A 26,295-nucleotide genomic window follows, 5' to 3' on the forward strand; every position below is an offset into this window, starting at 1 on the left:
GAGCTAGGGGATATTCATCTAGTAGTTTGTTTTGTCTTGAGTGAAACACTTTTGTCTCGGCCCTCTTATTGGGTGACTCAACATGTCTGTGGCTTCCATATTTTTGAATTTATGGAATACAATGGGGCCTTTGTTAATTGAACAAATCGATCTTTAATGGGCTAGTGATCCTCACTTGAATCTATGTTTATCCCTGAATTCTTGAAGTTGGGGCATACAGCCAATTATTGCGGATGTGAAACTAAATTAAAAGACTATAAAAATGTAAAGGAAGAGCTAAAATGAAGAAAAAAATAGAAATGAAGTTTTCTTTCCAACAAGTATTATTTATTGCTATTCTGTTTAGTTTCTTGTTCACCATTCATTATCCATCAATCGCTCAAGCTGAGGAATTAACATTTGATAGTGCTAGTGTTCAAGAAATGTTTTCAAATGCAGAGCCCGATTCTACAATCACTTTTCCGGAAGGAACTTATGAGTTAAGTGGTTATATTGAATTGCCGAGAGAAGACAATGTCACAATTGATGCAACAGATGCTATTTTTACTGGACAGGTCACTTTTCTTTCAGCAGGTAATTCAGGGATGAAATGGAAAGGTGGTACGTTCAATGGTACTGGCGATGCCCGACTTGGATTTACACTTTTGCATGTTGAAAACGCAACTTTCGAAGGAATCACATTTAATAGAGTAACTGGATTTGGTCAACATGTTTTTGATTTGTTAGGATCTTCCAATCTACTTTTCGATAATCTGACAGTCGCTGGATATGGAAACACAACTGACTTGTCTGGAATAGATGGGTCCCAAAAGTATGCTGAGGCTATACAAACAGATTATGCAATCACAGATGCATCTGGATCAACCGCTTCAGAAGAACGGTTAATCAGCTATGGTGGGGAACTTGATGGAGCGGCTACTGAAGGGGTCACTGTAAAAAATTCACAGTTTGTACCATATTATGAAAATGGTAATATGTTATCCTGGGCACAATCTCCGATGGGACAGCATATTTATGCAAAAGACGCTCAAAATAGCGACATAACATTCACGCAAAATACTGTCACTGATCCAATCCCATTGAATGAAATTGCCCAAAATAAATATACTGGCGCTCTTCATTTTGTATCAGTCAAGAATCTGGTTATTACTGACAATGAATTTACGACTAATCATAGTGCGGAAAGAGAAAATTGGATTCAAATCGTAAATAACTCAAATTCTAAAAACCCAGGAAATGGAAGTGGTAATCTCCCAACTGTCGGTGTAGATATTTCTCGAAATAACTTTTACGGTGTGCAGCCTACTCAGTCCTATGTTAGTTTAGTATCTGACAAAAATAATGTGAACTTTAAAATCATGGAAACGATTGTAAGCAATAATACTTATTGGACTGACTCATTGGTAGAAGCAACGGATTGGGTGTCGATTACCGACATCGCTTCGCAAATTGAATCACCAAAGGTAGAGCAAAATAGTGTTCAGATTATAGATTTTTAGGTATTACAAAGTCATTTTGAGAAATATGTGAAAAAGCGACAACATTAGTGATCTAATAATCGTACCTACCGAATCACTCAAAGTAATTATAGCATACGACACGGCTATAACGAGGGCAGTGTATCTCCCACCTACGCATAAAAGCTTTGAGGTGTGGAGATTACTGCCCTATAATATTTTATAGGATAAAATTTGAATCCGCTAAACATACGCTGAGATCACTACACAAGATCTCCTCAACTAAATAAAAATTATATTTTGACAGAAAAATTTTCCTGTGTTACATTAAAAATAGTATTTAGCCAATTAGCTAAATAGCTAATAACGAAAATGGATATTGAAATGAGGATAAATAATATGTCTATTAACAAGGTGTTCAAGGCACTTGCCGATCCAACAAGGCGAGAAATATTGGATTTGTTAAAAGAACAAAATCTAACGGCTGGTGAAATTGCTGATCGTTTTCAGATTAGCAAGCCGAGTATTTCACGTCATTTGAATGTTTTGAAGGAAGCTGAATTGGTGTGGGATGAACGAAAGGCAAACTATATTGTTTATTCGTTAAATACAACTGTTTTTCAAGAAGTACTAAAGTGGATCATCCATTTTCAAGACGAAAAGGAGAAGTGATGAGGATGACAGAGCCAGTAAGAAAATCCCCAGTTCGGGCAGGACTATTGATTCCATTCATATTGTTTTTATTCGCAGTTGGAATAAGTTTTTGGGCTTATCCCCAACTACCGGATCATTTGGAAACGTATAGTGATGTGGAATGGGTGACTCAAAAAGGAGTGGTAATCGCTATTTTTCCACTCTTTATGTTATTTATTTTTTTCATGTTTCAATTAGCTTTTTTATGGGGGCGTAAATATGTAGATGTTCGAAGGTTAAAAAGTGTGTTAGATGCATTGCTTATCTTTATACTGTCTTCCCAGTTAGTCGTTCATACGTTTATGTTAGTCCAACCGATTAATAGTAGTGGCATTTTGGATTCTCCCAATTTTGTCATTAATATTGTCGCTATTATGTTTGCGATCTATTTGCTTATTATTGGAAATTATTTTCCGCGTATTCAACGTAGTCGATTTCAAAAAGAATTTGCACAATATGATAAGAAAAAACCTCGTGAAGTGTTTTTAACTGCAATAAAAATGAAGGCGCTAGGTTTAACCTTCTTATCAGAGCTTTACCTTTTGGGATTAGGATCAGCCAGTGACAATCCACGTTTACAAAAGCAAATCGGTTCATTTGCGTCTCGTATTCTCATTTTAGGCGGGGTGATCGCGGGGGTATGTGCCTTCCTTCCGGGCGTATATCCAATCATCAGTATGATTGTAATAATAGTGGTAATCGCAATAACATCTCACATCGTTGTCACTCGTTTAAAGAAAAAACACCAAAATATTTAAGAATCATAATTAGTTGTTTATAAGCCTGTCAAAAGAATGTCTCTTCAATGATTCTTCTTACAAAAAACAGGAGGTTTATCATGAATTCGATTATCGAAGAGGTGCGGGAAGTTGATTGGCATCTTGTATTGCCCATTATGATTCCGTTTATGCTAGTAAATACTGTTCTATTACTGATTGCCTTTATTGACATGTATATATACAGAGAACATCGAGCGAATAAGGTGATCTGGATTCTGATTATCCTGTTTATAAATATATTGGGGCCTGTACTATATTTAGCGATTGGTAGAAAGAGAGGGTGATAGCGTATGGAATTCATGATGAAAAAGATCAACAAAGCGTTTAAGGAAAAGCAAGTTATTCGTGATTTTTCTTTAACGATTCATACAGGTGAATGTGTTGGCTTAATCGGTCCAAATGGCGCAGGAAAGTCTACGATTATGAAAATGATAACGGGCATACTGTCACCAGATTCAGGTGTCATCAAACTAGATCATCAAGGCATGGAAAAAATGAAAGAGAAAATAGGCTATTTACCACAACAGCCAACTTTCTTTGAATGGATGACTGTGAAAGAATTATTAGTGTTTATGGGACAATTATCTGGTATGCCGGACAGAATTTTAGAGAAGAGAATAGATGAATTGCTGGATATGGTAGGGCTTATCAAGAATAAGGGAGAGCGAATTGTCACACTTTCAGGTGGAATGAAGCAGCGCCTTGGGATTGCCCAGGCACTCCTCCATCAACCTGATCTTATTATCTTAGATGAACCAGTATCAGCATTAGACCCTATTGGCAGACGTGAAATGATTCGCTTAATTCAAGAAATAAAGAAAGATACGACTATTCTACTCTCTACTCATATTTTGAGTGATGCAGAAGAGATATGTGATCGATTTGTGATATTGAAAAATGGGAAGTTGGTTGCGGATACAAGTAATGAAGATATGTTTGGAAGCAGATTTCAACATACATTAAGTATTGAATTAGTAAATGATGAGCGTAATTTGGAGAATGTATTAACAAACGAATCTTATATAAAGACTATCGAAAAACAACATAACCGTTATCTGGTAGAAGTGATGGATATGGATAAGAACAAATTTGATGTGATGAAGCTAATTCACGATAACCAAATCAATTATAAAAAACTAGAGATATACAAGGAAAATCTAGAAGAAATATTTTTAGACTTGGTGGTGAAAGAATGAAACAATATCAGGTGTTAGTAAAAAAGGAATGGAAGCAGTTCTTCAAAGAGTGGAAGGTTATTTGGTTGCCGATGGTATTTATTTTACTAGGGATTATGCAGCCAATTGCGGTGTATTATCTACCTTTCTTGATGGACTTAGTGGGGGAGGAAGAGGGAGTCACGATCGATTTGTCAGCAATGGAACAGACGAGTAGTGAGATTTTTGCTGGTACACTTAGTTCCCAATTTGATCAACTAGGGCTAATAGTGATTGCGGTCAGTATTATGGGGATGATTCAGATCGATAAGAAGGATGGGATGCTGGATATTATTTTGACTAAACCAGTCGGTGTAAAAAATTATGTCTTATCTAAGTATACTTCTTATTTGTTGCTTGTACTTTTCTCCATTGCCATTGGTTATTTGACTTCTTATGGTTATACAGTGTTTTTATTTGAAAGCATCCCAATTCAAAATGTGTTACTTGGCTTTGTGTATTACGCTTTATGGATTGCTTTTATTGTTGCTTTTGTTTTATTAATGAGCTCCATCGTTAAACAAACTGCTTTGTTGGCCATTGGTTCCATCGGGATCCTATTTATCCTCCGTGCGATGAATGGTTGGAATGATCTAATTGATCTTATATTGCCCTCTAGTCTCTCCTATGAAGCGATCAATCAGATGATAACAGGCCAAAGCTCAGAAATACTTATTCATATTGTTGTAATTATCCTTTGGTCCATTCTCCTACTGTATTTATCGGTACAAAAATTAAGCATTAGGAATGCATAGAGTGAGACAACAATTAGTGAGGGGTTTCATATCCCTCATGTTGCTCCGAAGCTCACAAACCCGTAATTTACCGTAAATAAGAAGAATCCATTTTGAAATCAAGGATGGAGAAAATTAATTATTATCTAATAGTTTTAAAAGAAGGTTTGATCATATGCTGCCTTAGGTCATCCATAACCATGCCCGTTACGGAACAACCTCTGATGTGCTAAGCCTGATGTTTTTTTAACTTCTGCTGTAAATATTCTTCCGATTTTCCTTTAGGGATACTAAGAGTTTCCCAGCTATTATCTTTTAATTGCTTACCAATATAAACAATTTGACCAACATGATAGGCGTAATGAGCCATTTGTCTTTCGATCGCTTCTAGCACAGTGTGTTCCTCACTCCGAATGGTTATCTTTTTTAATAAATCGTGATTTTCTAATCCATTCAATGTATTAAAAAGCGTGCCCCATCCTTTTTCCCAAATAACTATCATTTTCTGTTTCGATGAGATATCATCTTCAAATTCCTGATCACGATTTCTGAAAGGTTTTTCCCCATCTGATGTTAAAAGGTCAGACCATCTAGATATCATATTTCCACTTAAATGTTTTGCAATGATTGCAATACTATTTGAAGCATCATTTAATTTCCAGTGTATGTCTTCCTCTGATAATTGGCTTATTGTTTTATCCCCGAGACTTTTAACATTTTCAAACCTTGTTTGTACAATCTTTAAGTATTCACTTCCCATATCCATAAATCTTCCCCCTTTTTTTAAAAAAACAATTTTTCCTAATTGCCGCACATTATTTCCCATAAATGCATCCTTTGGACACATCATATCCAAAGGGGTAAAACGGTGCAACCTTTTTTATAAACGGTTAAACATTATTTCAAATCTGCACCTCACTGATTTTTTGAGTTTGTCTCCTCCCTCGGTAGGTGGTTTTGAAAGATAGAGGGTATTCTTTATGGAATAATAATAATTATTGTCCTTGTGTGCGAGAGCACGTTTCCCATTATCTTGGTTTGGTCTATTCTCCTTCTTTATTTATTGGTCAAGAATTGGGAATGCATAGTGAGACATCGATGTATTGGAAATAGAGATAAAGGGACGACAAAAATTTAGATGATATAGTTTTTGTTAACCGAGAAACTATTGTTGACAAATGAAATATGAATAGTAAAATGTTTATTGTTAACCGGTTAATATTTTTGAGATGAAGGAGAGATGAAGACAATGAATAAGCAAGCAGAAGCGATGGAAGCATTGAAGCAGTTAATAATGAAGAGAGAAGAAGCTGATAGAAATCGGAAGGCAATTAATGTAAGTGATGAAGAAGCGGCCATTTCCGATTGGACACTGACGCAGCTGCATATTGTTGCCGTCATTAAAGAAAAAGAAAAAGCTAATAATACGACGCTGGCAGAGCGTTTAAATATATCAAAGCCAGCGGTTACTAAAGCGGTAAAGAAACTATTGGAACACCATATGATTGAAAAGACACAACGGGAAGGCAATAAGAAAGAAGTGCATTATCTGCTATCCGATTCTGGGAAGATGCTCGCTGTTATTCACGAGCAGTTACATGAAAAAGCAGAAGCGCGTTATTTGCGCATCTTTGAAAAATTCAATACAGAGGAATTAGAGACCATTATTAAATTTTTAAATATGATGACTGAAAATATAAAGTGAACCTTCAATCAGTGGGGGTTTTCTTTCATCTCCCACCTATGCTTCTCCGTGTTCTCTAAAGCCTTGAGGTGGGGGATTACTACCCGTTAATGCGGGATAAAGACTCTTTAACGATGGAAACGGAGGCTAAGTATGAATCAAGAACAAGCTCAACCGAGAATACTTGCTTTATATTTGTTAAGCATCAGCAGTTTTTTCGTTTCTTTGAACCAGAATATTTATACACCTGCAATACCACTTATTCGGGATTCCTTTCACGTCTCGATTAATTGGGTAAACTTCACGGTGAGCAGTTTTATCTTTATTATTGCGTTGATTCAAATCGTATTAGGAACAGTAATAGATTCTAATAATCAAAAACGATTATTGATGCTCAGTTTTGTGTTCATCAGTATTTCAACTATCGTTTGTGCGTTTACAACCAACTTTATACTCTTTATGATTTTTAGGATTGTTCAAGCGATTGGTGCTGGGATCATTCCTTTGGTTGCAATTAATATGATTTCACGCTTATTCGAAGGAGAGACAAGGGGGAGCGCGATGAGTACGTATCAAATTTTACTCACCCTTGCTCCAGCGCTTGCCCCAATACTTGGTGGCATATTAGGAGAGCATTTTGGTTATCAGGGGATTTTCCTTTTTCTTTTCGTTATTTCAACAGCATTGCTGATTTTCATCGCGTATACATTTCCTAATGGTTATGGAATCAATAAGCAGGGAAAGCCAAAACGATTTACCCAAACCTACCATAGTATTTTTTCCAATCGGATAGGGTTAATTACAATACTTGTTAGCTTTTTTGTTTTTTTTATCTACTTTGCCATTCTTGTATATTTGCCGATACTATTAAACGATCATTATCATATTTCCCTGCAGAGCATCGGCTTATTGTATCTGCCTTTGACGGTGAGTATGATCATAGGCAGCATGATTTTTAAAAGAATACAGAAGAAAATGCCATTGAAAAAGCTGTTTACGATGGTTTTATTGATTATGTCTTTGTTAATTATAGTGTTTGGCTTCCTGCATACGAAATCCCTTATCGCTTTAAGTATCTTATTGTTTATGTACGGTATCACACTGGGGTTTGCGCCACCACTGTTTTCAACGGTAATCAGTAATGAATATCAAGAAGAAAGAGGAGCAGCGTTAGGTTTGTTTAATTTTGTCCGCTATTCTGGCATGGCCATCGGCGGGATGTTTGCCGGATTAAACCAAATGTTTTCCAGTTCGCTGATTTTTACCAGTTTAGGTTTGCTGCTTTTGCTGATTTCTCTCTTTCAGTATTTGAGTGTAAAGAAAAGTTAATTTAACGTACTTTCGAAAGAAGTCTCCCTCTTCCAGTGGTATAAACATTTTATTAAGGGTAAAAGATTTATAGAATAATTTTTTATGTTATTGCAGGAGTGATGGGACTTGTGCGAAGGAGAAAACGCCATTGTGAATAATCGGTTGCAATGGCTAGAGCTAAACCTAAACCTCGATCAAAACATAACCAAATTATCAACATTCTAAAATTTAAAAATTCCAAAGTATTAAGAAAGATAAAGCAAGATAGTTTAAAGGATTCTTTAATGTCTTTCAAGCTTTTTGCTAAGAAGAAATATCTTCATAATCATTCCCGCCTGCAAAACCTTCAATCAACCTTGAGTCCCTGATGATCCCGAGCATAAATTGTTTTGTTTTTAGAATCTAGGGAATAGTTTTGAAACAAGTTTTTTTGGAGGGATTATTTTGAAGAAAGTAGGTGTAGTATTCGGGCTGCTTTTAATGACTTTAGCGGTGGCAGCGTGCAATACTACTAATGAAACATCGTCACAAGGCGAGACAGGAACAACTGATGATAAGCAAGGTTCTGCATCTGATGATGATGCAGTAAAAAATGATGATGAAAGCAACGATTCCGATAATGAAGCAGAAGAGCAGGAATATACAGAAGAAGAAGTTACGGGAGATTTCCTAATCTATGGTGAGTGGTTGGAAGGAACGGATTTAGTGCTCTATTTCACGCGGACAACCGACGAGATGACACGTGAAGAGCGTTTTCATCAATCCTTAATGGAGAGTGATCCTTCGCAACGTGAACTGTTTTCTGATACTACCAAATTCGAGGTTGATGGAAAGGCAGCGAACTTGTATTTTGATGAAAATGATGATTTAAGTATGGCGTCAACAGAGTCTTCGCAATTTTGGGAAGTACTTAATGAGATTGGCTTTCGGTACGGCATTGAGGAATTTAACCTCTTTAATCAGGATGGAGAAAGAGGGCTTGCTCTAGCAGAAAATCATTGGGAAGAGCCGGTTAAAATTGAGGAAGAACCAAATCGAGGATACTATGTTATGTCTCCAGAAGAATCTGAACGAGGTGAATACACTTATATAAGTGGTGCTGTAGCGGAAGAAGAAATCTATGCTGATGATGGTGAGTTGTTTGATTTTGGTCAGACGGTCGAAGCGATGACAACAGTTAAGACTGATGAAGATACTTATCACTCTGGAATTTATGATGGCTTGGAAATTGAAGAAGCCATGATCGATGGAAATCAAGCGATTGTTAAATACCATATTGATGATGGGGTAGAAGCATCACAACAAGAGCGCGAAGATTTTGAGCAAGTTCTTCAATTAGCTGCATTGGACTTTCAGGTAGAGGCACTCCAGCTTGTAAACGAAACAGATCAAGTTATTTCCACTTACCCATTATTGGATGAAACGGATGACAATAATAACACTGTTGCAGACAATGACAGTCAATCCGAAGATCAATCAGGTAAGAAAGAGCAAGAGGAATTAACAGAGGAAGACGCTACAGGCATAGCGTTTGATTATGTAGATGAGCATGAAGACTATGATCGGGAAGATGTTAAAGCTATGGTAGACCGTGACGAAGATGGGAAATTTATTGTTCGAATATTTGTATATTCAGGAGGAGAAGATGACACGCAGATGATGAATACCATAGGTTGGTACCAGGTGGATAAAGAAACTGGTGAAATAACGGAGAGGGATCTCTAACAAAACAGGAGTAAGAAAGTCGTGAATGTAATTGAATAGATAATTTTTAAACCCAGCTGTCTAGACACTTTCAGTTGGGTTTCTTTTTACTTAAAGACTCTAATCATTAAAGGATAATTTTCTTGCAGATTTAACAGTCTTCTAGATTTCTCTAAATCGCTTCAGATAGACTGTGTTATAGAGGCCCGTGGTAAAACGAGATCAGAAAAAGAACCGAATGAATTGTTGATAGATCAGATAGGCCGCAATTTATACTAATTGACTCATATTATAAACATTTATTAAATTTCATCCAATATTTTCCTCATCTCCTTTTTTCATGCCAAATTTTGCATTCTTAAACTTTGCGAGCAATAGAACAAGACTCACAATAAAAACTGCAATTGCTAGCCAACCGATCAATGGATCTAAAGGAATAACTTCTAAAAAAGTTAGAATAGCAATAATAGGCATAGTAATAACACCTGTTAATACTTTGAAATATTGAGATTTCTTTTTACCATACTTTAGGTAAGACATATAATACCTCCATTAAAAAATAACAGAACTAATACATTTGATTTAAACGCATACATTAGACTATCTCAACTCCTATATAGGACATCTACCCTTCGCAAGAAATATAAAACTTGCAAGGGTTTAAATATTTAAACTATTCTTTCTGTCGTATATTTTTCATCATTATTCTATTTTCCATACGTTTCTGTTAATTTGCTAATTGAATACATTCAGCTTTTCAGAAAGCTTAAATGAAATTGCAAATTATGGAGATAAACAAAAAATTTATGTTTTAAGTTTAATTCTCTGCTGTTTCTTTCTCTTTATATTGTAAGAGCTTGTACTATTTCTAAAGGTTTATAGGGAGGTACGTATGGCTGATGCTTCGTTTCATCCGTCGTTGGGACAGCACAATAAGATGAAAAAAGTGAAAGCAGGAGATGGACAACCATTAAAGCCTCATCGTTTATGGCATATACTTAGACGATCAGTATTCTGTGCAGAATAACAGAACGAGGACAATGAAAAAGTGACGAATGCTGTAGACTTTAAATATTGGGTTATCCCGTGCGGGCAAACATATAGCTTCGTCTAAAACTCTCTGCTGCTTTTTCAGTACCGGGAGGAGCGATTGAAATGGCTTCTGATTTGTATGGGATAAATCGAATGCATTTTGTTACGAATAAAGGAAATGAGTATTCGGTTTGACAAACGTTTCCCACAAACAAGTTTACTCATTGGGAAAATCTCAGTTATTATCTTATTAATTTCATTAATTTTGAGCTTCCCCCCAATTAGTAGAAATCATCTTTCATATTTCATGAATTTCCAAGAATATAGGGATATTTCAATCTCCAATAAAGCTTCCCGGCTGGCTAAATATTACAATTTTAGCTGCAGGGGGACAGCTGGATTCGAAATGGCTCTCATGCTACGTAAACATTGGTTGATTGATATGGAAACAAACTATTGGAATAGTTAGAGTTCTTGTGTTTCAATCTCACTTCAGATAGCAAATATCTTCTCCATCCCTAAAGTGATTCAGCGGTTAACTATTTGACAGTTAATTATTTGCTGTTATAATAAATTTATTCAATGATTAGAAAGGAGTGGAATGGCATATGACAAATCCTCTCGATAATCCGGATATCGAGATAGAACTCTTTCTTTCATTACATCAAAAAACAAATAAGCTAACAAAAATATTAGATTCAAAAATAAAAGTATTTGATTTGAATTTAGGCCGGTTATGTTTATTATACATGTTGGAGGAAAGAAACTATGAGGCACTGCCTTCCGAGCTGAGTGATGAACTTACTGTCACCAGATCAAATATTAGTGGTTTATTGCGTGCATTAGAAAAATTGAGCTATATTAAAAGAGCTTTTGATGAAAATGATCGCAGAAGAATTAAAGTAACCATGACAGAAGAGGGAAAACAGATTTTAGCAAAGGCATGGCCAATCTATGAAGAGGTAGTAAAAGATTTATTTAGTGAATTAAATAAAGATGAAAAGACGAAATTATTATCTATGATGATTCGGTTATAGTCCCTATTTGAAAGAATAGGGTTTCATTTTCATTTATAGTTAAGTGGTTAATTATTAATGAGTTAATTATGTGTAGGAGAGATTAAAAATGAAAAAAATAATTATTGTTTTATGTGTATTATCCTTTTTGGTTGGATTTGATTTGATTGTTACCGTACCAATGTTACCAGCGATCAGTGAAAGTTTGAATATAAATATGGAAATCAGCGGCATATTGTTTACAGCTTATGCTCTGGCATACGCATTATTCGGCCTCGTCACTGGAAGTATATCGGATCGAATTGATAAAAAGAAGATACTATTAGTTGGGATTATCATTTTTTCAGTGGCAACCTTTGTGACAGGACTCTCCAGTTCTTTATTTATGTTGATTAGCTTTCGAATTTTAGCAGGTTTAGGAGCAGCATTCATTCAACCTACTGTCTATTCAATTGTGGGAGAAGTAATTGAATATGAACAAAGAGGGAAGGTGATGGGGGCTGTTACAGCAGCCTTAATTCTTCCGACGGTTATTGGTATACCGATTGCGGGATTTATCACAGATCTATTTAATTGGCGGGTTCCGTTCTTTACTATTGGTGTGACCAGCATTCTCATGTTTGTTGTCACATGGACTGTTATTCCGAGCTTTGAATCGACCAGCTCTAGTTCTACTGTAAAAATGATTAAAAAGGCACTTTCTAATCGGACGATTACACTCACATTGCTGATTTCCTTTATGTATTATGGTGGATTAGAAGCTATTTTTTCAATCATAGGTATCTACTATAACCAAAATTTTGGTTTGTCGGCTTCCTATATTGGAGGGATTCTGCTGATAGCGGGGATTGCAAGTGTTTTAGGAAGTATAATGAGTGGCAAGGTGATGGATAAACCGCATAATAAAAAGCGTTTGTTGTTGGCAGTATCTGTTCTTTCTTTATTCTCCATCTTGTTTTTAACGATAAATGATAAACTTCTTTATATTTCTATCGCGCTGAATGTTATATGGTCTTTTTCTTATGCATTTGGTCAGAATGTTATAAACACATATATGTCTAATCAGAATGACCAGATCCGAACAACGGTGATGTCCCTAAATAGTTCGGCAATGTATTTTGGAGCAACGGTCTTAAGTATCATTAGTATTACCGTTTTAAATGCATTTTCCTTTATAGCTGTTGGTATTGTGTGTGCCATAGCTTATCTGCTGTCCGCTTTAGTAACATTTAAATTGCAAGCTAGATAAATATCCAATGAACAAAAAGAAAGACTGACCACTTATTACCGTTTAGGAGATGATACAAGTGGTCAGTTTTTATTTAGTCGAAATTGGGTGTAGTTTGTTGTAACATATAAGTATACTATTCTGACAATAAAAAAATATTTTTTAAAAACACGTTCTAATGATCAAGATGGTTGACGGATGGAGATGCTTATGACAACTGCGATGAAAAAAATAAAGCTTAGCTATATTATTTACACATCATTATTTATCCTCTTTCTTGTTGCAATGCGTTGGATTTGGTATGATCAGTTTTCATTTCCAAATCTACCAATCGTGAAGGATGGTGTGTTGGATTTACGAGATATCGACATTGAACATGTCAATACCTTCCCCATGAATGGAGAGTGGTTGTTTTTTCCTGAACAGTGGATAGGCGCATCCAATATCAACGAAACTTCGCAAGGGCAATTGTTACAGGTACCAGGCAACTGGACTACGGCTGTGCAGCCTGCGAATAATGAAACATATGGATATGGGACCTATTATTTGCGTATTTTGCTTGATCAACCATTGTCAGAGCCGCTTAGTATTTGGTTCCAATCTATCTATACTGCTTCTGAAGTGGAAATTAATGGGGAACCACTTGCTAAACTTGGTAAAATTGCTGAAGCGAGAGACGAGCATGTTTCTGAAACGAGGCCATTTTTAGTATCCTATGATCAGGGTGGACAAACCACACTGGATCTCTTCGTTCGAGTAGCAAATTATGAATCGCCGCTTCAAGGTGGTCTTATCAAGTCAGTGCAGTTTGGTACGCATGATAAAGTCAATCAAATGTACTTGAGTTCTATTGGTTTTCAGCTCATCGTTTGTGTCATTTTTCTACTCCATGGATTATATGCATTAATCATTTATCTGATGGATGTACGAAAAAAAGAGTTTATTACATTTTTATTCATGATGATTACTGCGGCCATGACAATTGCATTTAATTATAATGGCTTTTTATACATGTTGATTCCTACCGACTTTGAATGGTTAGTGAAGTTAAAAGCTTTTGGATCCATCTGGTTTGCCTTTTGTGCCTTACTGATGGCAAGAGTGTTTATTGGAATTCATCATAAAAGCAAAATATTTTATAGTTATTTCTTCTTGCTGATTGCTTTTACTCTTTTCATTTTAGTGGGACCAGAAGAAGTCGTACTCTATTCGATTGAGAAAGGCTACTACAGGATTTTTTATTACACTTCATTGCTTTGGACAGGCTATTATTTTATGAAGATGGTGCTCAACAAAGCAGAGGGTGCATTGTTTTTATTATTTGCGGTCATATCTGTATTTAGTAATGTTCTTTGGGGTTATGTATACTACGCTGGAACGGCACAGTTTATGTTTTATCCTATAGATTTGATTGCTGCGATTACAAGTTTCTCTGCTTATTGGTTTAAAAGATATTTTCATAATTCAAATAAAGTTTCGTTGCTCAATGCACAGTTAACTGAGGCAAACAGGTTAAAGGATCGCTTTCTTGCTAATACATCACATGAACTGCGTACACCACTACATGGCATTATGAACATTGCCCAGAGTGTGCTAGAAAGAAAGAAGCATGTGCTGGATGAACAAAGTCAACGAGACATGGATCTGCTTATTAAAGTTAGCCGCCAGATGTCTCACATGATTAACGACTTGTTGGATGTCATCAGATTGCAGGATAAACGGATTGCCATTCGTAAGACAGAAGTGAACGTTCAATCCGTTGCCACAGGGATTCTAGATATGTTGCGGTTTTTGACTGACGATACGAAAGTGGATCTGCGGATGAATATAAAGGATAATTTGCCAAGCGTTCATGCGGATGAAGAGCGGTTGGTGCAGATTCTCATTAATTTATTACATAATGCATTAAAGCATACGAAAAAAGGGACGGTTGAGCTTTCAGCAAAACATGACAATGGATATGTTTGGATCCATGTAAAAGATACAGGCTCAGGTATGGATGAAGCGACGCAAAAGCGTGTATTTATAAGATATGAGCAAGAGACTTTTGGCGAAGGCGGTATCGGACTTGGGCTTAATATTTGTAAAGAACTAATTGAATTGCATGGTAGTGAGTTAATTGTGCAATCGCAATTAGGTAAAGGGAGTGAATTTAGTTTTAAATTGCCCATTTTTGATGAGAGTCTGCAATCATCCCTTCCTGTTAATACGAGGAAGATTGAGCGTCCGTTTGAAGACGAACTAACACAAATTACAGGAGAAATGGCAGCAGCTAGTTACGATATTAAAGAAACTCTTCAAATTCAAATACCTCAAACAAGCACAGATCGATTCCACATACTAGTGGTTGATGATGATTCAGTTAATTTAAAGGTAATCACTCATATTTTATCAAGTGAGGACTATCAGATAGTAACAGTGAATTCTGCAAGTGAAGCGATGGATAGGCTACACGATGAACAGTGGGATCTCGTTATTGCCGATGTTATGATGCCAGACACATCAGGATACGAACTGACGCGAATGATTCGCAAACGATTCTCGATGTTTGAAATGCCTATTATTCTACTCACCGCACGTGGTGAACCCGAAGATATTTATGCAGGTTTTCTTGCTGGAGCAAACGATTATGTTACAAAGCCTGCGGATGCCTTGGAATTAAAATATCGATCCCGGTCACTCTCATCATTGAAGCGGGCGGTCAATGATCGTTTAAGTATGGAGGCAGCTTATTTACAAGCGCAAATCCAGCCGCATTTTCTTTTTAATACATTGAATTCAATTCTGGCTTTAAGTTATACCGATATGGAAAAGATGAGGAATCTTGCAGAGGTATTCGCATCGTATCTGCGAATTAGTTTTGAATTTTTGACTGCCAGCAGGCTAGTGCCGTTGTCACGGGAGCTTGAACTGGTGGAAAACTATCTATATATCGAACAGCAGCGTTTTGGAAAACGACTGCAGGTAAAATGGGAAGTGGATACAGATATAGATACTAAAATGCTCGTTCCTCCACTTATTGTTCAGCCATTAGTAGAGAATTCAGTTCGACATGGTATTTTAGATCAGTTGGAAGGTGGAACGCTACGCATTCGAATTGAGAAGCGAGTAGATGCACTCCATTTTTCTGTCATAGATACAGGGAGTGGTATGGATAATGAACAGATTAGAATGTTATTAAGCCCAGAAAATAAAGAACATCGAGGGATTGGGCTGTTTAATACACATAGCCGATTGACCCAAGTGTATGGACAAGGATTGCACATTCAAAGTAAGCTTGGTGAAGGAACAACGGTGTCTTTCATTATTTCTGACAAGATGCGGTAGGAAAGAAGCAGAATTTGAAGTACTAAGGGACAGGTACCTCGTCCGGTCATTGCTAAAACAGCCGGATAAGATACCTGATTTTAATCAGATAGATAACCCCCATTGAATAAAATCAAACGAGGGGAATTGGCTTTTAACCTCACATTCTGCACGTCAAAAATAACATTTTATTATTTTTAAAGGAATCCAGTCTTTCGTTGTAGAAAATGCAATCAGTAGGGGATGGTGGAAAACCCCCACTGATTGAAGTTTCACTCTATAATTTGAAATGATTATATCTGTATCAAACCACTGACAATAGCAATAATACCTATACCAATGCAAATAATTCCAGCTGTTTTCAAATGTCGACTTGAAGATTTTATTATCATGAAAACAACTCCAACCAATAGAAGAAGAATACCTAAAATTATACTAAATAAAAAAAGTTGAGGAGCAATGGCATCTAGGATATTGTCTATCGAATTTTCCAGTTTTTGTTCCAAATTACTCACGCCTCCATTCGGTTGATTTTTTTCATTACCAAACCAATGACGGCGAATCCACATAGAGTTGCCAGAGTCATAGAAAGGATGACTGGTACGTTTGATGATGCCAATGATCCAGCTACTATATTGCAAAACAGAGAGCAAAGCAGAACCGCTGATATAATGGTTGTAGGAATCGATTTTTGAATAAAGCCAATCCCCATCGCAATGCTACTTAATCCCGCGGCTGAAATAGACATCATTAGTGTTGTCTTAACCGATTCCATAATAAAAGCTGACGTAATTCGCTCATCAACCAAAGGAGTGAAGGTTTCACTTAGCCCAAAGATACTGAAAATAAGTGTATTACAAACAATCATTGCAATAATGGTAAACAAAGAAACAACCATCACTTTTGAAAAGAATACTCTTCCTCTTTTTATTGGATAAGAAAAAAGACGTATGACACGCTTCCCAGTATATTCTTCAATAACAAAGCGAGAGTACATCACTGCGGCTAATACACAAAATACAGTCATGTTGATCACACCAAATAAAGGGATAATATTATTGTAGCCTGCAAACAAGTACAAATCGCTATCATTTGGATCAAATTTCGGTACATAGGCAAATAGATAAATAAAGCCGAGCATAATAACGAAAAGGGTAGAAGCCGAAATAAGGTAGGTACGAATGTTATGCTTTCTTAATTCAAGCTTCATTAAAGTTAGCATTCTTTTTCCCTCCGCTCATTAAATCAAAAAAATAGTTTTCTAATCCGTTTGGAAATTGTCTTTTTATAGAGGCTAGAGAAACTTCTTCGATCATTTGCCCCTCCGAGATCACACCAATCGTGTCCGCAATATTCTCGATTTCACTTAAAATATGACTGGAAATAAGTATGGTCATATGATGATTCTTTACAAGCTCAAGAAACAACTCTCGCATTTCCCGGATCCCCATTGGGTCCAATCCGTTAATCGGCTCATCTAAAATCAGCAGCTTTGGCATATGGATAATCGCTCTGGCAATAGCCAACCGCTGTTTCATACCTAATGAAAACTTGGAAACGGGTTGATTGCCTGTATTATTCAGCCCGACTTTGGATAACGTATAATCAATATCCTTGTCATTTATTCCCATATAGGCAAGATGTATCTCCAGATTTTCTGTTGCGGATAAATGCTCGTAAAATAGAGGAGTCTCAATTAAGGTGCCAATTTCTGCCAAAATCGTATCACGCTCCGAGAGAATGTCCATCCCTAAAACCTCCGCTTTTCCCATGGTTGGCACAAGTAACCCCGAAAGCAGTTTGAAGACCGTTGTTTTACCCGCTCCATTTGCCCCCAAAAAGCCATAGATGGTACCTGATTCAACACACATATGGAAATTTTTAATCACTTCTTTTCCGGAAAATGTTTTTGTCAGGCTCTCTGCTTTTACAACGCAGTTTGTACTCAATGGATTAGCCCTCCTCTGGGTATAATTTCTGTAGTAATTCCAAATATTTTCTGAGCAGGGTATCGTTCAATACATCTATTCCAATCGACTTCATCAAATGCTGCAAAAACTTTAAACGCATTGATAATTTCTCCGCATCTCCTTGAAATACAGCAGGATCACACCATACGTTTATAAGTAATAAAAAAATTTCTGCACTTTCGTCCGGATAGTCCGTCTCAAGTGAACCATCGGCAATGCCTTCTTTAATAATGTTAGCGATAAACAAGGCATCCTTATTTACACAATCCTGCATATAAGCTAAAACAAATTCTGCACTTTTGATACGAACGCTCATGAGATTGTCTAAATAATGTGCTTCCTGACTTTCCAGGTTTTTTTCTAAAATGGCAGTCAGCTTTTCTTTTCCTGTTAAAGTTTCGATCTCCGAAAGCCAATTTTGCAGTAGAGTCGCGTTGATCTCTTCTTGTTTCTCTGTAACAGCGTTAATAATTTCATCTTTTGATTGAAAATGATGATAAATTGCCCCTTTGGATATGCCGGCTGTTTCAGCAATATCTCGCATGCTCGTTTTCTCAAATCCTTTTTCCAAAAACAGTTCTGCAGAAACAGTCAATATATTTTCGATCGTACCTTGTGCATCATATTTTTTTGGCATCATTCATACTCCTTTTTGATAAAAACCGACCGGTTGGTTTGTAAAAAGTATAGAATACCTTTCTTTTGATGTCAAACTTTTTTTATTTGTGAAATAGAAAAAGAGGAAGACCATGATGTTGGTTTAAACTCCACACTGGAAATCTCTCTGCCTTTACGGGAGGATTTGTATTAAACTAGAAGGAAAAGAGTGACGATTTTGGGACAGGGTCTAAGATCGTACTAGTAATTAAATCTTAATCTGCTTTTTAAAGCCCCTCCAATTTAAGGAAGAATTTATTAGCAACTTTTAAACAACAGCTCTTAGAGGATTCTCCTTAATGTTTGATAAAATCTTCCATCTTTATCTATAAAATCTGTGTCTTGACAATAGGATGCTGATTACAATAGCATATAGTGTAATGTTAAAAATAACTCAATACACCTCCATGTAGGGGATGGAAAGTCGAAAAGAAGGTATTAGATGGAAAAAAATAGAGATAGCGCAAAAAGCAGCATGGCCAAGGAAGCATCCTCCAGCGAGAGACTACTATACTTGGTTGCAATTATTGTTATTGGTTTTAATCTGAGACCGGCCATTACTTCCGTTGGACCGCTGTTAGGGACGATTCGTGATCAGATTGGACTGGAAAATTGGAGTGCAGGGACGATTACTAGTTTACCGCTTATAGCGTTTGCTGTTGTGTCACCGCTTGCCCCGAAATTTGGTCGGCGGTTGGGGAATGAAGGGGCTGTTTTCCTTGGTCTGATCCTGCTATTCGTCGGAATTGGCATTAGATCCATTCCGTATACATCGACATTATTTATCGGAACAGCAATTATTGGGGTTGGCATCGCAGTGATGAATGTGCTACTACCAGCGGTCATTAAGGAAAAATTCCCGCATAGAGTTGGCCGAATGACCAGTGTGTATTCGACATCCATGGCAATATTCGCATCCACTGCATCAGGGCTTTCTGTTCCGCTTGCACAAGGTGCAGGGTTGGGTTGGGAATTAGCTTTATTATCTTGGGCAGTGCTGGCTATTATTGGAATCATTGTTTGGGCTTTTGTTCTTAGGCAAAAACAAACTCCTGAAGAAGACCAAGTGGAGTTAAGTAGCAGATCTTTTAATGACGGCAACTTATGGAAATCTCCACTGGCTTGGCAGGTTACTTTATTTATGGGCTTACAATCGTTTATATTCTATGTGATTGTATCGTGGCTGCCAGAAATAATGCAGAGTTATGGTTTTTCTGTATCGGCAGCGGGCTGGCTAGTCGCTTATATTCAGTTTGTCGGATTGCCAGCCACCTTTTTGGCACCGGTGCTGGCAGAAAAATTCTCCAACCAGCAGGGAATCGTACTAGGAATTGGCGGAGGCGCAGCGATTGGGTTTATCGGTCTTTTGATCGGCGGGCCGTTGCCACTGATTTTCGTCTGGGTAACATTGATTGGAGTTGTCTTTGGAGGAGCTATCAGCTTGTCACTTGCGATGCTTGGTATGCGTGCGCGTAATGGTCAGCAAGCAGGCGCCCTGTCTGGCATGGCCCAATCTATTGGCTATATTTTTGCTGCTATCGGCCCTTTACTTATCGGGTTGTTGTTTGATATCACCCATACGTGGAACTCAGCGCTCATTGCTATTATTATTGTTTGTTTACTGATGATACTGGCGGGTCTTGGTGCTGGTAGAAATAGGTATGTATGAGTGTTTTCCCTTCCCTGATTAGACATTTGAATTCATAATGTCTAGGATTAGCCCTGGAAGGGAAAAAGGATATGGCCATAAGAACCAGCAAAAGACGCCTATAAGGTTTGCTTTAATAAATCAAAAATATAGTGATAAAAAGCATCCTCATTTGTCTTGAAATATACAAATGAGGATGCTTGTGTTTTGGATGTATTTAAAATTCAGAGAGATGGCCAATGCCTATGCTCAAGCATAAATTCATCAGGAGCTTTTCTTAAGCTCCTGATGAATTCCTTACGATAATTAAGCATTCTCTTCTTTTATCTTTGTCTGTGTTTCGCTTGGAATCTCTTTCCATTGCACTTCATCAAAGGAAGTGACTTCACTGCCTTTCTTTAAATAGAGCATTAAATAAGCACCTTGACGTAATTCCTTGGGGGCGGAGAATTCTACTGTTACGGCTTTTCCCTTTTCGTTATACGCCGTTTGGTTGTACCAATACCTAGTCATAATTTCTCCGTTGTCTAGCTTATCTTCTGCTATGTCTGTTGGTTCTATTACTTCTACATATACACGCTCTTTCCCCAATCGATTGAAATCAACTGTTAGCAACACTACTACAGCTCCGACTAATAAAACCAACACACTAATTAAAGTAACTATTTTTTTCAAATTAATTCCCCTCCTGAATTGTTGTTCGATAAAATCCTTGAACGGTAATAAAATAATAAATGATATAGACAAATGTATAAGCGAGCATCCACCATAAGACTGGTTCCCATAAGTTCATGTGCAATAAGTTTGAAAAGGCAGTTAAAGCGACAGCGCCATGCATTAATCCAAGGGATAATGGGGCGATAAAAATTAATCCCATTTGATAACGGATTGTCCGCTTCATTTCTTGTTTTGATACGCCAATTTTATAAAGAATCTCGTATTTACTTTTATCCTCTTCTGCCTCTGTCATCATCTTGAAGAAAATAATGCTTCCTGTTGCTAATAAGAACACTAACCCTAGGAAACTACCTACAAACAATTGACTGCCTGAGGCTTTTAATGATTCCTGATAATCTCTAAGTGCACTTGAAAAGTTTTCAGTATCAAGTGAAGAAGCTAATTGTTTAGATAAATCGGCATGTTTCTTATAATTATCCAATTGAACAGCTTGGAATTTCGTTGCTTCTTCAGCGAGTGCTTGATATTGATCATCACCTAGGACAAGCACACTTCCTGGTAGTACTTCTACATTAAAAATAGACTTGGGATACATTTTTTGAATCTGATACTGGTCATCACCCAGTGCTACTTCTTCCGTTTTCACTGACCAGCGTTCATCATAGAAAGGCTCAATCAACAGTGCCTCTGTCTGATTCTGATGAATTTGCTCAATATCATCCCACTCTAATGCTTTGGCAAGTTGAGCAAATGTAGATTGATCAATGATAGAGTATTCTTTATCCATTTCCTCACCAGGCACGCGAATATTTTTTGTTTCAAATTCAATGTTTGCTTCTACTGATTCATCTTGTATTTCATATTGTGGTCCTTGCCACATAAAGGAAAATGGCGCATAAGCTTCGATATTCTTATCTGTGTTATAATACATGCCGAACACTGCTCCACCAGCAGTAATCGTTGTCGCACTTAAGGTAGCGATAATCGTTAATGTCTTTGCATTTCCGCGAATGCGATAGAGGAGCTGTGAAGCTGTCATCAAATTGAGGCCTTTCCACGCCCAAATTTCCCTTTTCTTCATTTTATTTAATACGTAAACGAACACGCTATTGAATAACAAGTAAGACCCAATAATCGTTAATGCTATAACTACAAGCGGTGTTGCAATACCCAAGACCCGCCACACTTCTGAGGTTACAAAATCCTGTAATGCGATCCAATAAGCCAAAATTAAAGCTAACACACCAGTCAATACAGCAATTATCTGAGCTTTAGGCTGTTCCTCACCCTTTTTAGCTGCCTGAAACAAATCAATCAACTTAAATTGATAAATAACACGATAGCCCAGCAATGATGTAACTAGAAATATGGCAAAAAATACACCTACTGTATCGAGAATGGCACTAGCAGAGAAAGTCAGCCCAAGCGTCATCTCCATTCCCATTAACTTCAATAAAATCTGCAAAAGTAATTGCGATAAAAAGAATCCCAGTACTACACCAATAACTAATGAAATAATTCCAATCATCATATTCTCAAAGAAAAGCAAGAAGCCGATTGTTCGTTTTCTGACCCCTAATAAAGAATAGAGCGCCACTTCTTTTTTTCTCTTTTTCATAAAAAATGTATTGGAATATAGGATGAAAATAGCCACAAAGATCATTAGTACAAAGGCGGAAGCACCCATAATACTTTTAGTTTGTTTTGATGTTTCTGCTAAGCCACTGATATTATCGCTATATTTTAAAGTAGCAAAAGTAAAGTAAATAATGATTGAAAACACCGTTGCCCCAATATAAAGTGCATAATGTTTGATATTGCGTTTGATATTTTTTGCGGCCAACTCAAACAACGTCATGTCCATCACCGCCTAATTCCGCCAATTCGTCTAAAATGAATTGAAAAAATTCCTTGCGTGTATGATTCCCTCGAATCATTTCTTTCGATAATTGACCATCTTTAATAAAAAGTATTCGGCGACAGAAGCTAGCCGCATAGGCGTCGTGTGTGACCATCATGATCGTTGCTTCCTGTTCTGAATTTAAGGAACTTAGATTCTCTAATAAATCAGTTGCTGATTTGGAATCAAGTGCTCCTGTAGGCTCATCCGCAAATAATAATTTTGGCTTTGTTACTAACGCACGACATGAAGCTGTGCGCTGCTTTTGTCCACCAGAAATTTGATAAGGATATTTATCTAATAAATTTTCAATCCCAAATGTTTTAGCCACGGCAATTACTTTTTCTTTAATTTCGTTTGCAGGCTGTTTGGCAATCGCAAGTGGCAGTAGGATATTTTCTCTGACTGTTAGAGAATCTAATAAATTATAATCTTGAAAAATAAACCCTAAATGATCTCGACGAAAGTCTGCCAGCTTATTTTCTTTCATCTTGGCAATATTATCTTCCTCAATAAAGATATCTCCATGGGTCGGGGAGTCGATGGTTGCCAATACATTCAGTAAAGTCGACTTCCCAGCACCAGATGGGCCCATTACCCCAACAAATTCACCCGGTTCAATGGTGAATGATATATTTTCAAGTGCTTTAAAGGTATTCGTGCCTTTTCCGTAAATTTTTTCGACATTGTTTACTTTTAATACATATTCCATTTGTTATGCACCTCTTTCTGATACTTTCACTATACTTCGCCACCCTTACATAAAATTCACGTCTACCTTACAAAATTCTTAAATCAGGTATTCCTCGATAAAAAGCTGTTATGATAAGAGTTAAAGTGAAACTTCAATTGGTGGGGGTATCACTACCCGTTAATGCAGGATAAATAAGATTTGCATCGTGAAAGGATGAAAAATATGGAGGCACCACGCATATTAATCGTCGATGACGAAAGGGATTTATGTCAGTTGATGAAGACTGCTTTAAAGAAGGAAGGTTTTGCCGAAGTAGAAACAGCCGGCACCTTACAAGAGGGGTGGGAGAAATTCGAGCAGTTTGCCCCTAGCATCGCTATTTTAGATATCATGCTTCCAGATGGGGAGGGGTACGATCTTTGTCGTAAGATTAGGGAGACATCTCGAATTCCTATTTTATTTCTCTCTGCGAAGTCAGATGAAGTGGATAAGATACTTGGACTGGCGATCGGTGGGGATGATTACATTACCAAACCCTTTAGTCCAAAAGAAATGGCTTACCGTGTAAAAGCTCAGCTTCGACGTGCAGGGATGTATACAATGGAATCCAGTGTTCAAACTACAGAAAAAACGGAGAAAACTGTTGGGATATTTAAGATGAACACTGAAGAAACGGAAATTACTAAGAATGGACAACGATTAGAGTTAACAGCAAAAGAAGTCGGATTAATGGCCTGCTTTCTTCGTCATCCTAATCAAATCTTAAGCAAAGAAACATTATTCAGCACCGTTTGGGGAGAGGATTTCTTTGGCGCTGATAATACCTTAATGGTACATATTCGACGACTTCGAGAAAAGGTGGAAGATTCTCCATCGAAACCAAAGCATATTCTCACAGTCAAGGGGCTAGGTTATCGTTTTATCCCGCATTAACTGGCTGTAAGACCCCCACTTCAAGAATTCGTGGAAAACCTAGAATTGTAAGTGGGGGATCAACAGCCAGTAAAAGCCCGATTTGTTCGGGCCGACAGGAAGTTGGTCACAAAGGCGTTGCGACAGGACGTCGCGAATTTAGCCTTTGATCTTCTAAAATCAGTGGGGGATGAAAGAAAACCCCCACTGATTGAAGTTTCACTTTATCCCACAATAATGGACTGTCGAGTATAAGAGGATGGAAGCAGGTGAGATAGATTGAAATGGAAGATTACGCTGCGATATTTATTATCTGTGCTTAGTATTGTTTTAATTGTATTTGTTGTAAATACAATTATATTATTTGGATTTCTCATTTATCAGAGTGAGTATAGGAACACTGATTTTGATCGTAATTCCGGAGAAGATTTCACCCGGTCTTTTGAGAAATATTTGCAATTGAATGGCGATGAACTAGTTGTTTCATCTACTGGCCAAGAAGCTTTAAGGCAATTTGGTGCTTGGTTACAAATTCTTGATCAAAATGGTAATGTGATTGATTCTTACCAAGCACCTGAAAACGCTGCGGAACACTATAGCCCCATGGAGCTTATTCATAAATATAAGTATATGGATGATGACTTAAATACGTATTTTATCGGAGAATACGAGGATTACAACTATTTAGTGATTGTTCCTGACTCACAAGATGAGCGCCATGTTATGATAGTTAATCGAGAAAAGTTGCTAACTTATATTCCTGGTTTCCTTGGAGCGGTTATTATCGTTAATTTATTGGTCGCTACTCTTGTAGGCTTTTTATTCAGCTCCATTTTAACCAAGCCTGTTAATCGGATGATTGATCGAATCCATTCCTTAAAGGAACGTGTATTTATAACGAAAAAAATGAAAAGACCAGGAATTTATAAGCATGTCTTTGCCAATTTGAATGATGTAGCGGAAACAATGCAGGCCCACGAGCAGGAACGTCAAAAACTAGAAAAAATGCGTAATGAATGGATTAGCAATGTCTCACATGATATTAAAACACCGCTATCTTCCATTCGGGGCTATGCGGAATTATTACGAAGTGAAGATCTATCTGATATAGAACGGCTAGAGTATGCAGAGGTGATTGAACGTCAATCTCTTTATATGAGAGAGCTTCTTGACGACTTTAATTTAACGATGCGATTACGAAATCAAGAATTACCACTTCACCGGCAACCGACCAATATGGAACACTTCGTCCGTGAGATCGTGATTGATTTATTAAATGATCCACAATTTAGTTCAGGGCATATTGAATATGATAGTACAGCTACCACGATTAATTGGAATATTGATCAACACTTAATGAAACGTGCTTTACTGAATTTTATCTACAATGCTCTGCTTCATAACGATGACGATGTCGAGGTTGATGTAATCGTCACAGATAATGGCATTATAATTAAGGATAATGGAAAAGGCATCGCTAAGGAGGAGCAAGAACAAATATTTGAACGTTTCTATCGCGGAACCAATACTAGCAATATTTATGGGACAGGTCTTGGTATGGCGATCGCCCGCGATATTATTGAAGCACATGGAGCCACCGTTCAATTAACGAGTGCCAAAGGCAAAGGAACGACAATCGAGATTAAGATTCCATAAATCCCTCTATTTATAGGGATTT

25 protein-coding genes are annotated in these 26,295 nt (G+C 37.1%); 16 read left to right on the top strand and 9 right to left on the bottom strand.

What is annotated here, in order from left to right:
* Positions 1–281 precede the first annotated feature (281 nt).
* The 6 genes from KI375_RS19105 to KI375_RS19130 all read left to right on the top strand — a co-directional run bounded on the left by KI375_RS19105 (position 282) and on the right by KI375_RS19130 (position 4,898).
* The gene (locus KI375_RS19105; protein ID WP_212975037.1) at positions 282–1,499 is read left to right on the top strand and encodes a hypothetical protein; all 1,218 of its coding nucleotides are present in this window, start codon (positions 282–284) and stop codon (positions 1,497–1,499) included.
* Between the two features lie 363 nt (positions 1,500–1,862).
* Positions 1,863–2,129 (top strand): autorepressor SdpR family transcription factor, encoded by a 267-nt coding sequence (locus tag KI375_RS19110; RefSeq protein ID WP_212975076.1) that lies wholly within the window; start codon positions 1,863–1,865, stop codon positions 2,127–2,129.
* Between the two features lie 5 nt (positions 2,130–2,134).
* Positions 2,135–2,908 (top strand): SdpI family protein, encoded by a 774-nt coding sequence (locus tag KI375_RS19115; protein ID WP_212975038.1) that lies wholly within the window; start codon positions 2,135–2,137, stop codon positions 2,906–2,908.
* A gap of 80 nt (positions 2,909–2,988) precedes the next feature.
* A complete protein-coding gene (locus KI375_RS19120; protein WP_212975039.1) occupies positions 2,989–3,213 on the top strand; it encodes a PLDc N-terminal domain-containing protein in 225 nt (74 codons plus the stop codon).
* Between the two features lie 6 nt (positions 3,214–3,219).
* Complete coding sequence (locus KI375_RS19125; protein WP_212975040.1) at positions 3,220–4,125, top strand: ABC transporter ATP-binding protein; 906 nt, start codon at positions 3,220–3,222, stop codon at positions 4,123–4,125.
* Entirely contained in the window at positions 4,122–4,898 is a 777-nt protein-coding gene (locus KI375_RS19130) for an ABC transporter permease (protein ID WP_212975041.1), read from the top strand. The genes KI375_RS19125 and KI375_RS19130 overlap by 4 nt, the downstream gene beginning before the upstream one ends.
* 208 nt (positions 4,899–5,106) lie before the next feature.
* Here the strand turns inward: KI375_RS19130 and KI375_RS19135 are convergent, their stop codons facing one another.
* Positions 5,107–5,643, bottom strand: coding sequence for a DUF1572 family protein (locus KI375_RS19135; RefSeq protein WP_212975042.1), 537 nt, complete (start codon positions 5,641–5,643; stop codon positions 5,107–5,109).
* 483 nt (positions 5,644–6,126) lie between these two features.
* On the opposite strand from KI375_RS19135, the gene KI375_RS19140 reads away from it, so the two are divergent.
* From KI375_RS19140 to KI375_RS19150, 3 genes are all read left to right on the top strand, one after another.
* Positions 6,127–6,582 carry a MarR family transcriptional regulator gene (locus tag KI375_RS19140; RefSeq protein ID WP_244852837.1) on the top strand — a complete coding sequence of 152 codons (456 nt, stop codon included), beginning with the start codon at positions 6,127–6,129 and terminating at the stop codon, positions 6,580–6,582.
* Between the two features lie 132 nt (positions 6,583–6,714).
* Complete coding sequence (locus tag KI375_RS19145) at positions 6,715–7,890, top strand: MFS transporter (RefSeq protein WP_212975044.1); 1,176 nt, start codon at positions 6,715–6,717, stop codon at positions 7,888–7,890.
* A 426-nt stretch (positions 7,891–8,316) separates the two neighbouring features.
* A complete protein-coding gene (locus KI375_RS19150; protein WP_212975045.1) occupies positions 8,317–9,597 on the top strand; it encodes a hypothetical protein in 1,281 nt (426 codons plus the stop codon).
* 288 nt (positions 9,598–9,885) lie between these two features.
* Here the strand turns inward: KI375_RS19150 and KI375_RS19155 are convergent, their stop codons facing one another.
* A complete protein-coding gene (locus KI375_RS19155; protein ID WP_212975046.1) occupies positions 9,886–10,116 on the bottom strand; it encodes a hypothetical protein in 231 nt (76 codons plus the stop codon).
* A 352-nt stretch (positions 10,117–10,468) separates the two neighbouring features.
* Between KI375_RS19155 and KI375_RS27700 the strand changes: the two genes are divergently transcribed.
* The 4 genes from KI375_RS27700 to KI375_RS19170 all read left to right on the top strand — a co-directional run bounded on the left by KI375_RS27700 (position 10,469) and on the right by KI375_RS19170 (position 16,179).
* A complete protein-coding gene (locus KI375_RS27700; RefSeq protein WP_280528662.1) occupies positions 10,469–10,603 on the top strand; it encodes a hypothetical protein in 135 nt (44 codons plus the stop codon).
* Between the two features lie 613 nt (positions 10,604–11,216).
* Positions 11,217–11,645: a MarR family winged helix-turn-helix transcriptional regulator gene (locus KI375_RS19160; protein ID WP_212975047.1), complete on the top strand. Its 429-nt coding sequence runs from the start codon at positions 11,217–11,219 to the stop codon at positions 11,643–11,645.
* 88 nt (positions 11,646–11,733) lie between these two features.
* Positions 11,734–12,873 carry an MFS transporter gene (locus tag KI375_RS19165; RefSeq protein ID WP_212975048.1) on the top strand — a complete coding sequence of 380 codons (1,140 nt, stop codon included), beginning with the start codon at positions 11,734–11,736 and terminating at the stop codon, positions 12,871–12,873.
* A 177-nt stretch (positions 12,874–13,050) separates the two neighbouring features.
* Positions 13,051–16,179 carry an ATP-binding protein gene (locus tag KI375_RS19170; protein WP_212975049.1) on the top strand — a complete coding sequence of 1,043 codons (3,129 nt, stop codon included), beginning with the start codon at positions 13,051–13,053 and terminating at the stop codon, positions 16,177–16,179.
* Between the two features lie 272 nt (positions 16,180–16,451).
* Here the strand turns inward: KI375_RS19170 and KI375_RS19175 are convergent, their stop codons facing one another.
* Genes KI375_RS19175 through KI375_RS19190 form a run of 4 tightly spaced genes read right to left on the bottom strand, consistent with a single transcriptional unit; the run spans position 16,452 to position 18,765 of the window.
* Positions 16,452–16,664: a hypothetical protein gene (locus KI375_RS19175; RefSeq protein WP_212975050.1), complete on the bottom strand. Its 213-nt coding sequence runs from the start codon at positions 16,662–16,664 to the stop codon at positions 16,452–16,454.
* 5 nt (positions 16,665–16,669) lie between these two features.
* Positions 16,670–17,380: an ABC transporter permease gene (locus KI375_RS19180; protein WP_212975051.1), complete on the bottom strand. Its 711-nt coding sequence runs from the start codon at positions 17,378–17,380 to the stop codon at positions 16,670–16,672.
* Positions 17,358–18,107, bottom strand: coding sequence for an ABC transporter ATP-binding protein (locus KI375_RS19185; RefSeq protein ID WP_244852839.1), 750 nt, complete (start codon positions 18,105–18,107; stop codon positions 17,358–17,360). The genes KI375_RS19180 and KI375_RS19185 overlap by 23 nt, the downstream gene beginning before the upstream one ends.
* A 4-nt stretch (positions 18,108–18,111) precedes the next feature.
* Positions 18,112–18,765, bottom strand: coding sequence for a TetR/AcrR family transcriptional regulator (locus KI375_RS19190; protein WP_212975052.1), 654 nt, complete (start codon positions 18,763–18,765; stop codon positions 18,112–18,114).
* 495 nt (positions 18,766–19,260) lie between these two features.
* Between KI375_RS19190 and KI375_RS19195 the strand changes: the two genes are divergently transcribed.
* Entirely contained in the window at positions 19,261–20,454 is a 1,194-nt protein-coding gene (locus KI375_RS19195; protein ID WP_244852844.1) for a CynX/NimT family MFS transporter, read from the top strand.
* Between the two features lie 285 nt (positions 20,455–20,739).
* Here the strand turns inward: KI375_RS19195 and KI375_RS19200 are convergent, their stop codons facing one another.
* The 3 genes from KI375_RS19200 to KI375_RS19210 are packed head-to-tail and all read right to left on the bottom strand — an operon-like array spanning position 20,740 to position 23,723.
* Positions 20,740–21,108, bottom strand: a complete 369-nt coding sequence (locus KI375_RS19200; RefSeq protein WP_212975054.1) for a YxeA family protein — start codon at positions 21,106–21,108, stop codon at positions 20,740–20,742.
* A 1-nt stretch (position 21,109) separates the two neighbouring features.
* Positions 21,110–22,969, bottom strand: a complete 1,860-nt coding sequence (locus KI375_RS19205; protein WP_212975055.1) for an FtsX-like permease family protein — start codon at positions 22,967–22,969, stop codon at positions 21,110–21,112.
* Positions 22,956–23,723: an ABC transporter ATP-binding protein gene (locus KI375_RS19210; RefSeq protein ID WP_207451934.1), complete on the bottom strand. Its 768-nt coding sequence runs from the start codon at positions 23,721–23,723 to the stop codon at positions 22,956–22,958. Before KI375_RS19210 ends, KI375_RS19205 begins: the two co-directional genes overlap by 14 nt.
* A gap of 204 nt (positions 23,724–23,927) precedes the next feature.
* Here KI375_RS19210 and KI375_RS19215 point away from each other — a divergent pair, with 204 nt between their 5' ends.
* Positions 23,928–24,638, top strand: a complete 711-nt coding sequence (locus tag KI375_RS19215) for a response regulator transcription factor (RefSeq protein WP_212975056.1) — start codon at positions 23,928–23,930, stop codon at positions 24,636–24,638.
* Positions 24,639–24,896: 258 nt separating this feature from the next.
* Positions 24,897–26,273 (top strand): ATP-binding protein, encoded by a 1,377-nt coding sequence (locus tag KI375_RS19220; protein WP_212975057.1) that lies wholly within the window; start codon positions 24,897–24,899, stop codon positions 26,271–26,273.
* The last annotated feature ends 22 nt before the right edge of the window (positions 26,274–26,295 follow it).

The organism is Bacillus sp. J14TS2 (assembly GCF_018333015.1).
Classification (GTDB): Bacteria; Bacillota; Bacilli; order Bacillales; family Bacillaceae_C; genus Lederbergia.

Excerpts from the sequence above, each read along its gene's own strand:
- KI375_RS19105 (WP_212975037.1), top strand. The coding sequence starts at position 282 with ATGAAGAAAAAAATAGAAATGAAGTTTTCTTTCCAACAAGTATTATTT.
- KI375_RS19115 (WP_212975038.1), top strand. The coding sequence starts at position 2,135 with ATGACAGAGCCAGTAAGAAAATCCCCAGTTCGGGCAGGACTATTGATT.
- KI375_RS19120 (WP_212975039.1), top strand. The coding sequence starts at position 2,989 with ATGAATTCGATTATCGAAGAGGTGCGGGAAGTTGATTGGCATCTTGTA.
- KI375_RS19125 (WP_212975040.1), top strand. The coding sequence starts at position 3,220 with ATGGAATTCATGATGAAAAAGATCAACAAAGCGTTTAAGGAAAAGCAA.
- KI375_RS19130 (WP_212975041.1), top strand. The coding sequence starts at position 4,122 with ATGAAACAATATCAGGTGTTAGTAAAAAAGGAATGGAAGCAGTTCTTC.
- KI375_RS19135 (WP_212975042.1), bottom strand. The coding sequence starts at position 5,643 with ATGGATATGGGAAGTGAATACTTAAAGATTGTACAAACAAGGTTTGAA.
- KI375_RS19140 (WP_244852837.1), top strand. The coding sequence starts at position 6,127 with ATGAATAAGCAAGCAGAAGCGATGGAAGCATTGAAGCAGTTAATAATG.
- KI375_RS19145 (WP_212975044.1), top strand. The coding sequence starts at position 6,715 with ATGAATCAAGAACAAGCTCAACCGAGAATACTTGCTTTATATTTGTTA.
- KI375_RS19155 (WP_212975046.1), bottom strand. The coding sequence starts at position 10,116 with ATGTCTTACCTAAAGTATGGTAAAAAGAAATCTCAATATTTCAAAGTA.
- KI375_RS27700 (WP_280528662.1), top strand. The coding sequence starts at position 10,469 with ATGGCTGATGCTTCGTTTCATCCGTCGTTGGGACAGCACAATAAGATG.
- KI375_RS19160 (WP_212975047.1), top strand. The coding sequence starts at position 11,217 with ATGACAAATCCTCTCGATAATCCGGATATCGAGATAGAACTCTTTCTT.
- KI375_RS19165 (WP_212975048.1), top strand. The coding sequence starts at position 11,734 with ATGAAAAAAATAATTATTGTTTTATGTGTATTATCCTTTTTGGTTGGA.
- KI375_RS19170 (WP_212975049.1), top strand. The coding sequence starts at position 13,051 with ATGGAGATGCTTATGACAACTGCGATGAAAAAAATAAAGCTTAGCTAT.
- KI375_RS19180 (WP_212975051.1), bottom strand. The coding sequence starts at position 17,380 with ATGCTAACTTTAATGAAGCTTGAATTAAGAAAGCATAACATTCGTACC.
- KI375_RS19190 (WP_212975052.1), bottom strand. The coding sequence starts at position 18,765 with ATGCCAAAAAAATATGATGCACAAGGTACGATCGAAAATATATTGACT.
- KI375_RS19195 (WP_244852844.1), top strand. The coding sequence starts at position 19,261 with ATGGCCAAGGAAGCATCCTCCAGCGAGAGACTACTATACTTGGTTGCA.
- KI375_RS19205 (WP_212975055.1), bottom strand. The coding sequence starts at position 22,969 with ATGACGTTGTTTGAGTTGGCCGCAAAAAATATCAAACGCAATATCAAA.
- KI375_RS19210 (WP_207451934.1), bottom strand. The coding sequence starts at position 23,723 with ATGGAATATGTATTAAAAGTAAACAATGTCGAAAAAATTTACGGAAAA.
- KI375_RS19215 (WP_212975056.1), top strand. The coding sequence starts at position 23,928 with ATGGAGGCACCACGCATATTAATCGTCGATGACGAAAGGGATTTATGT.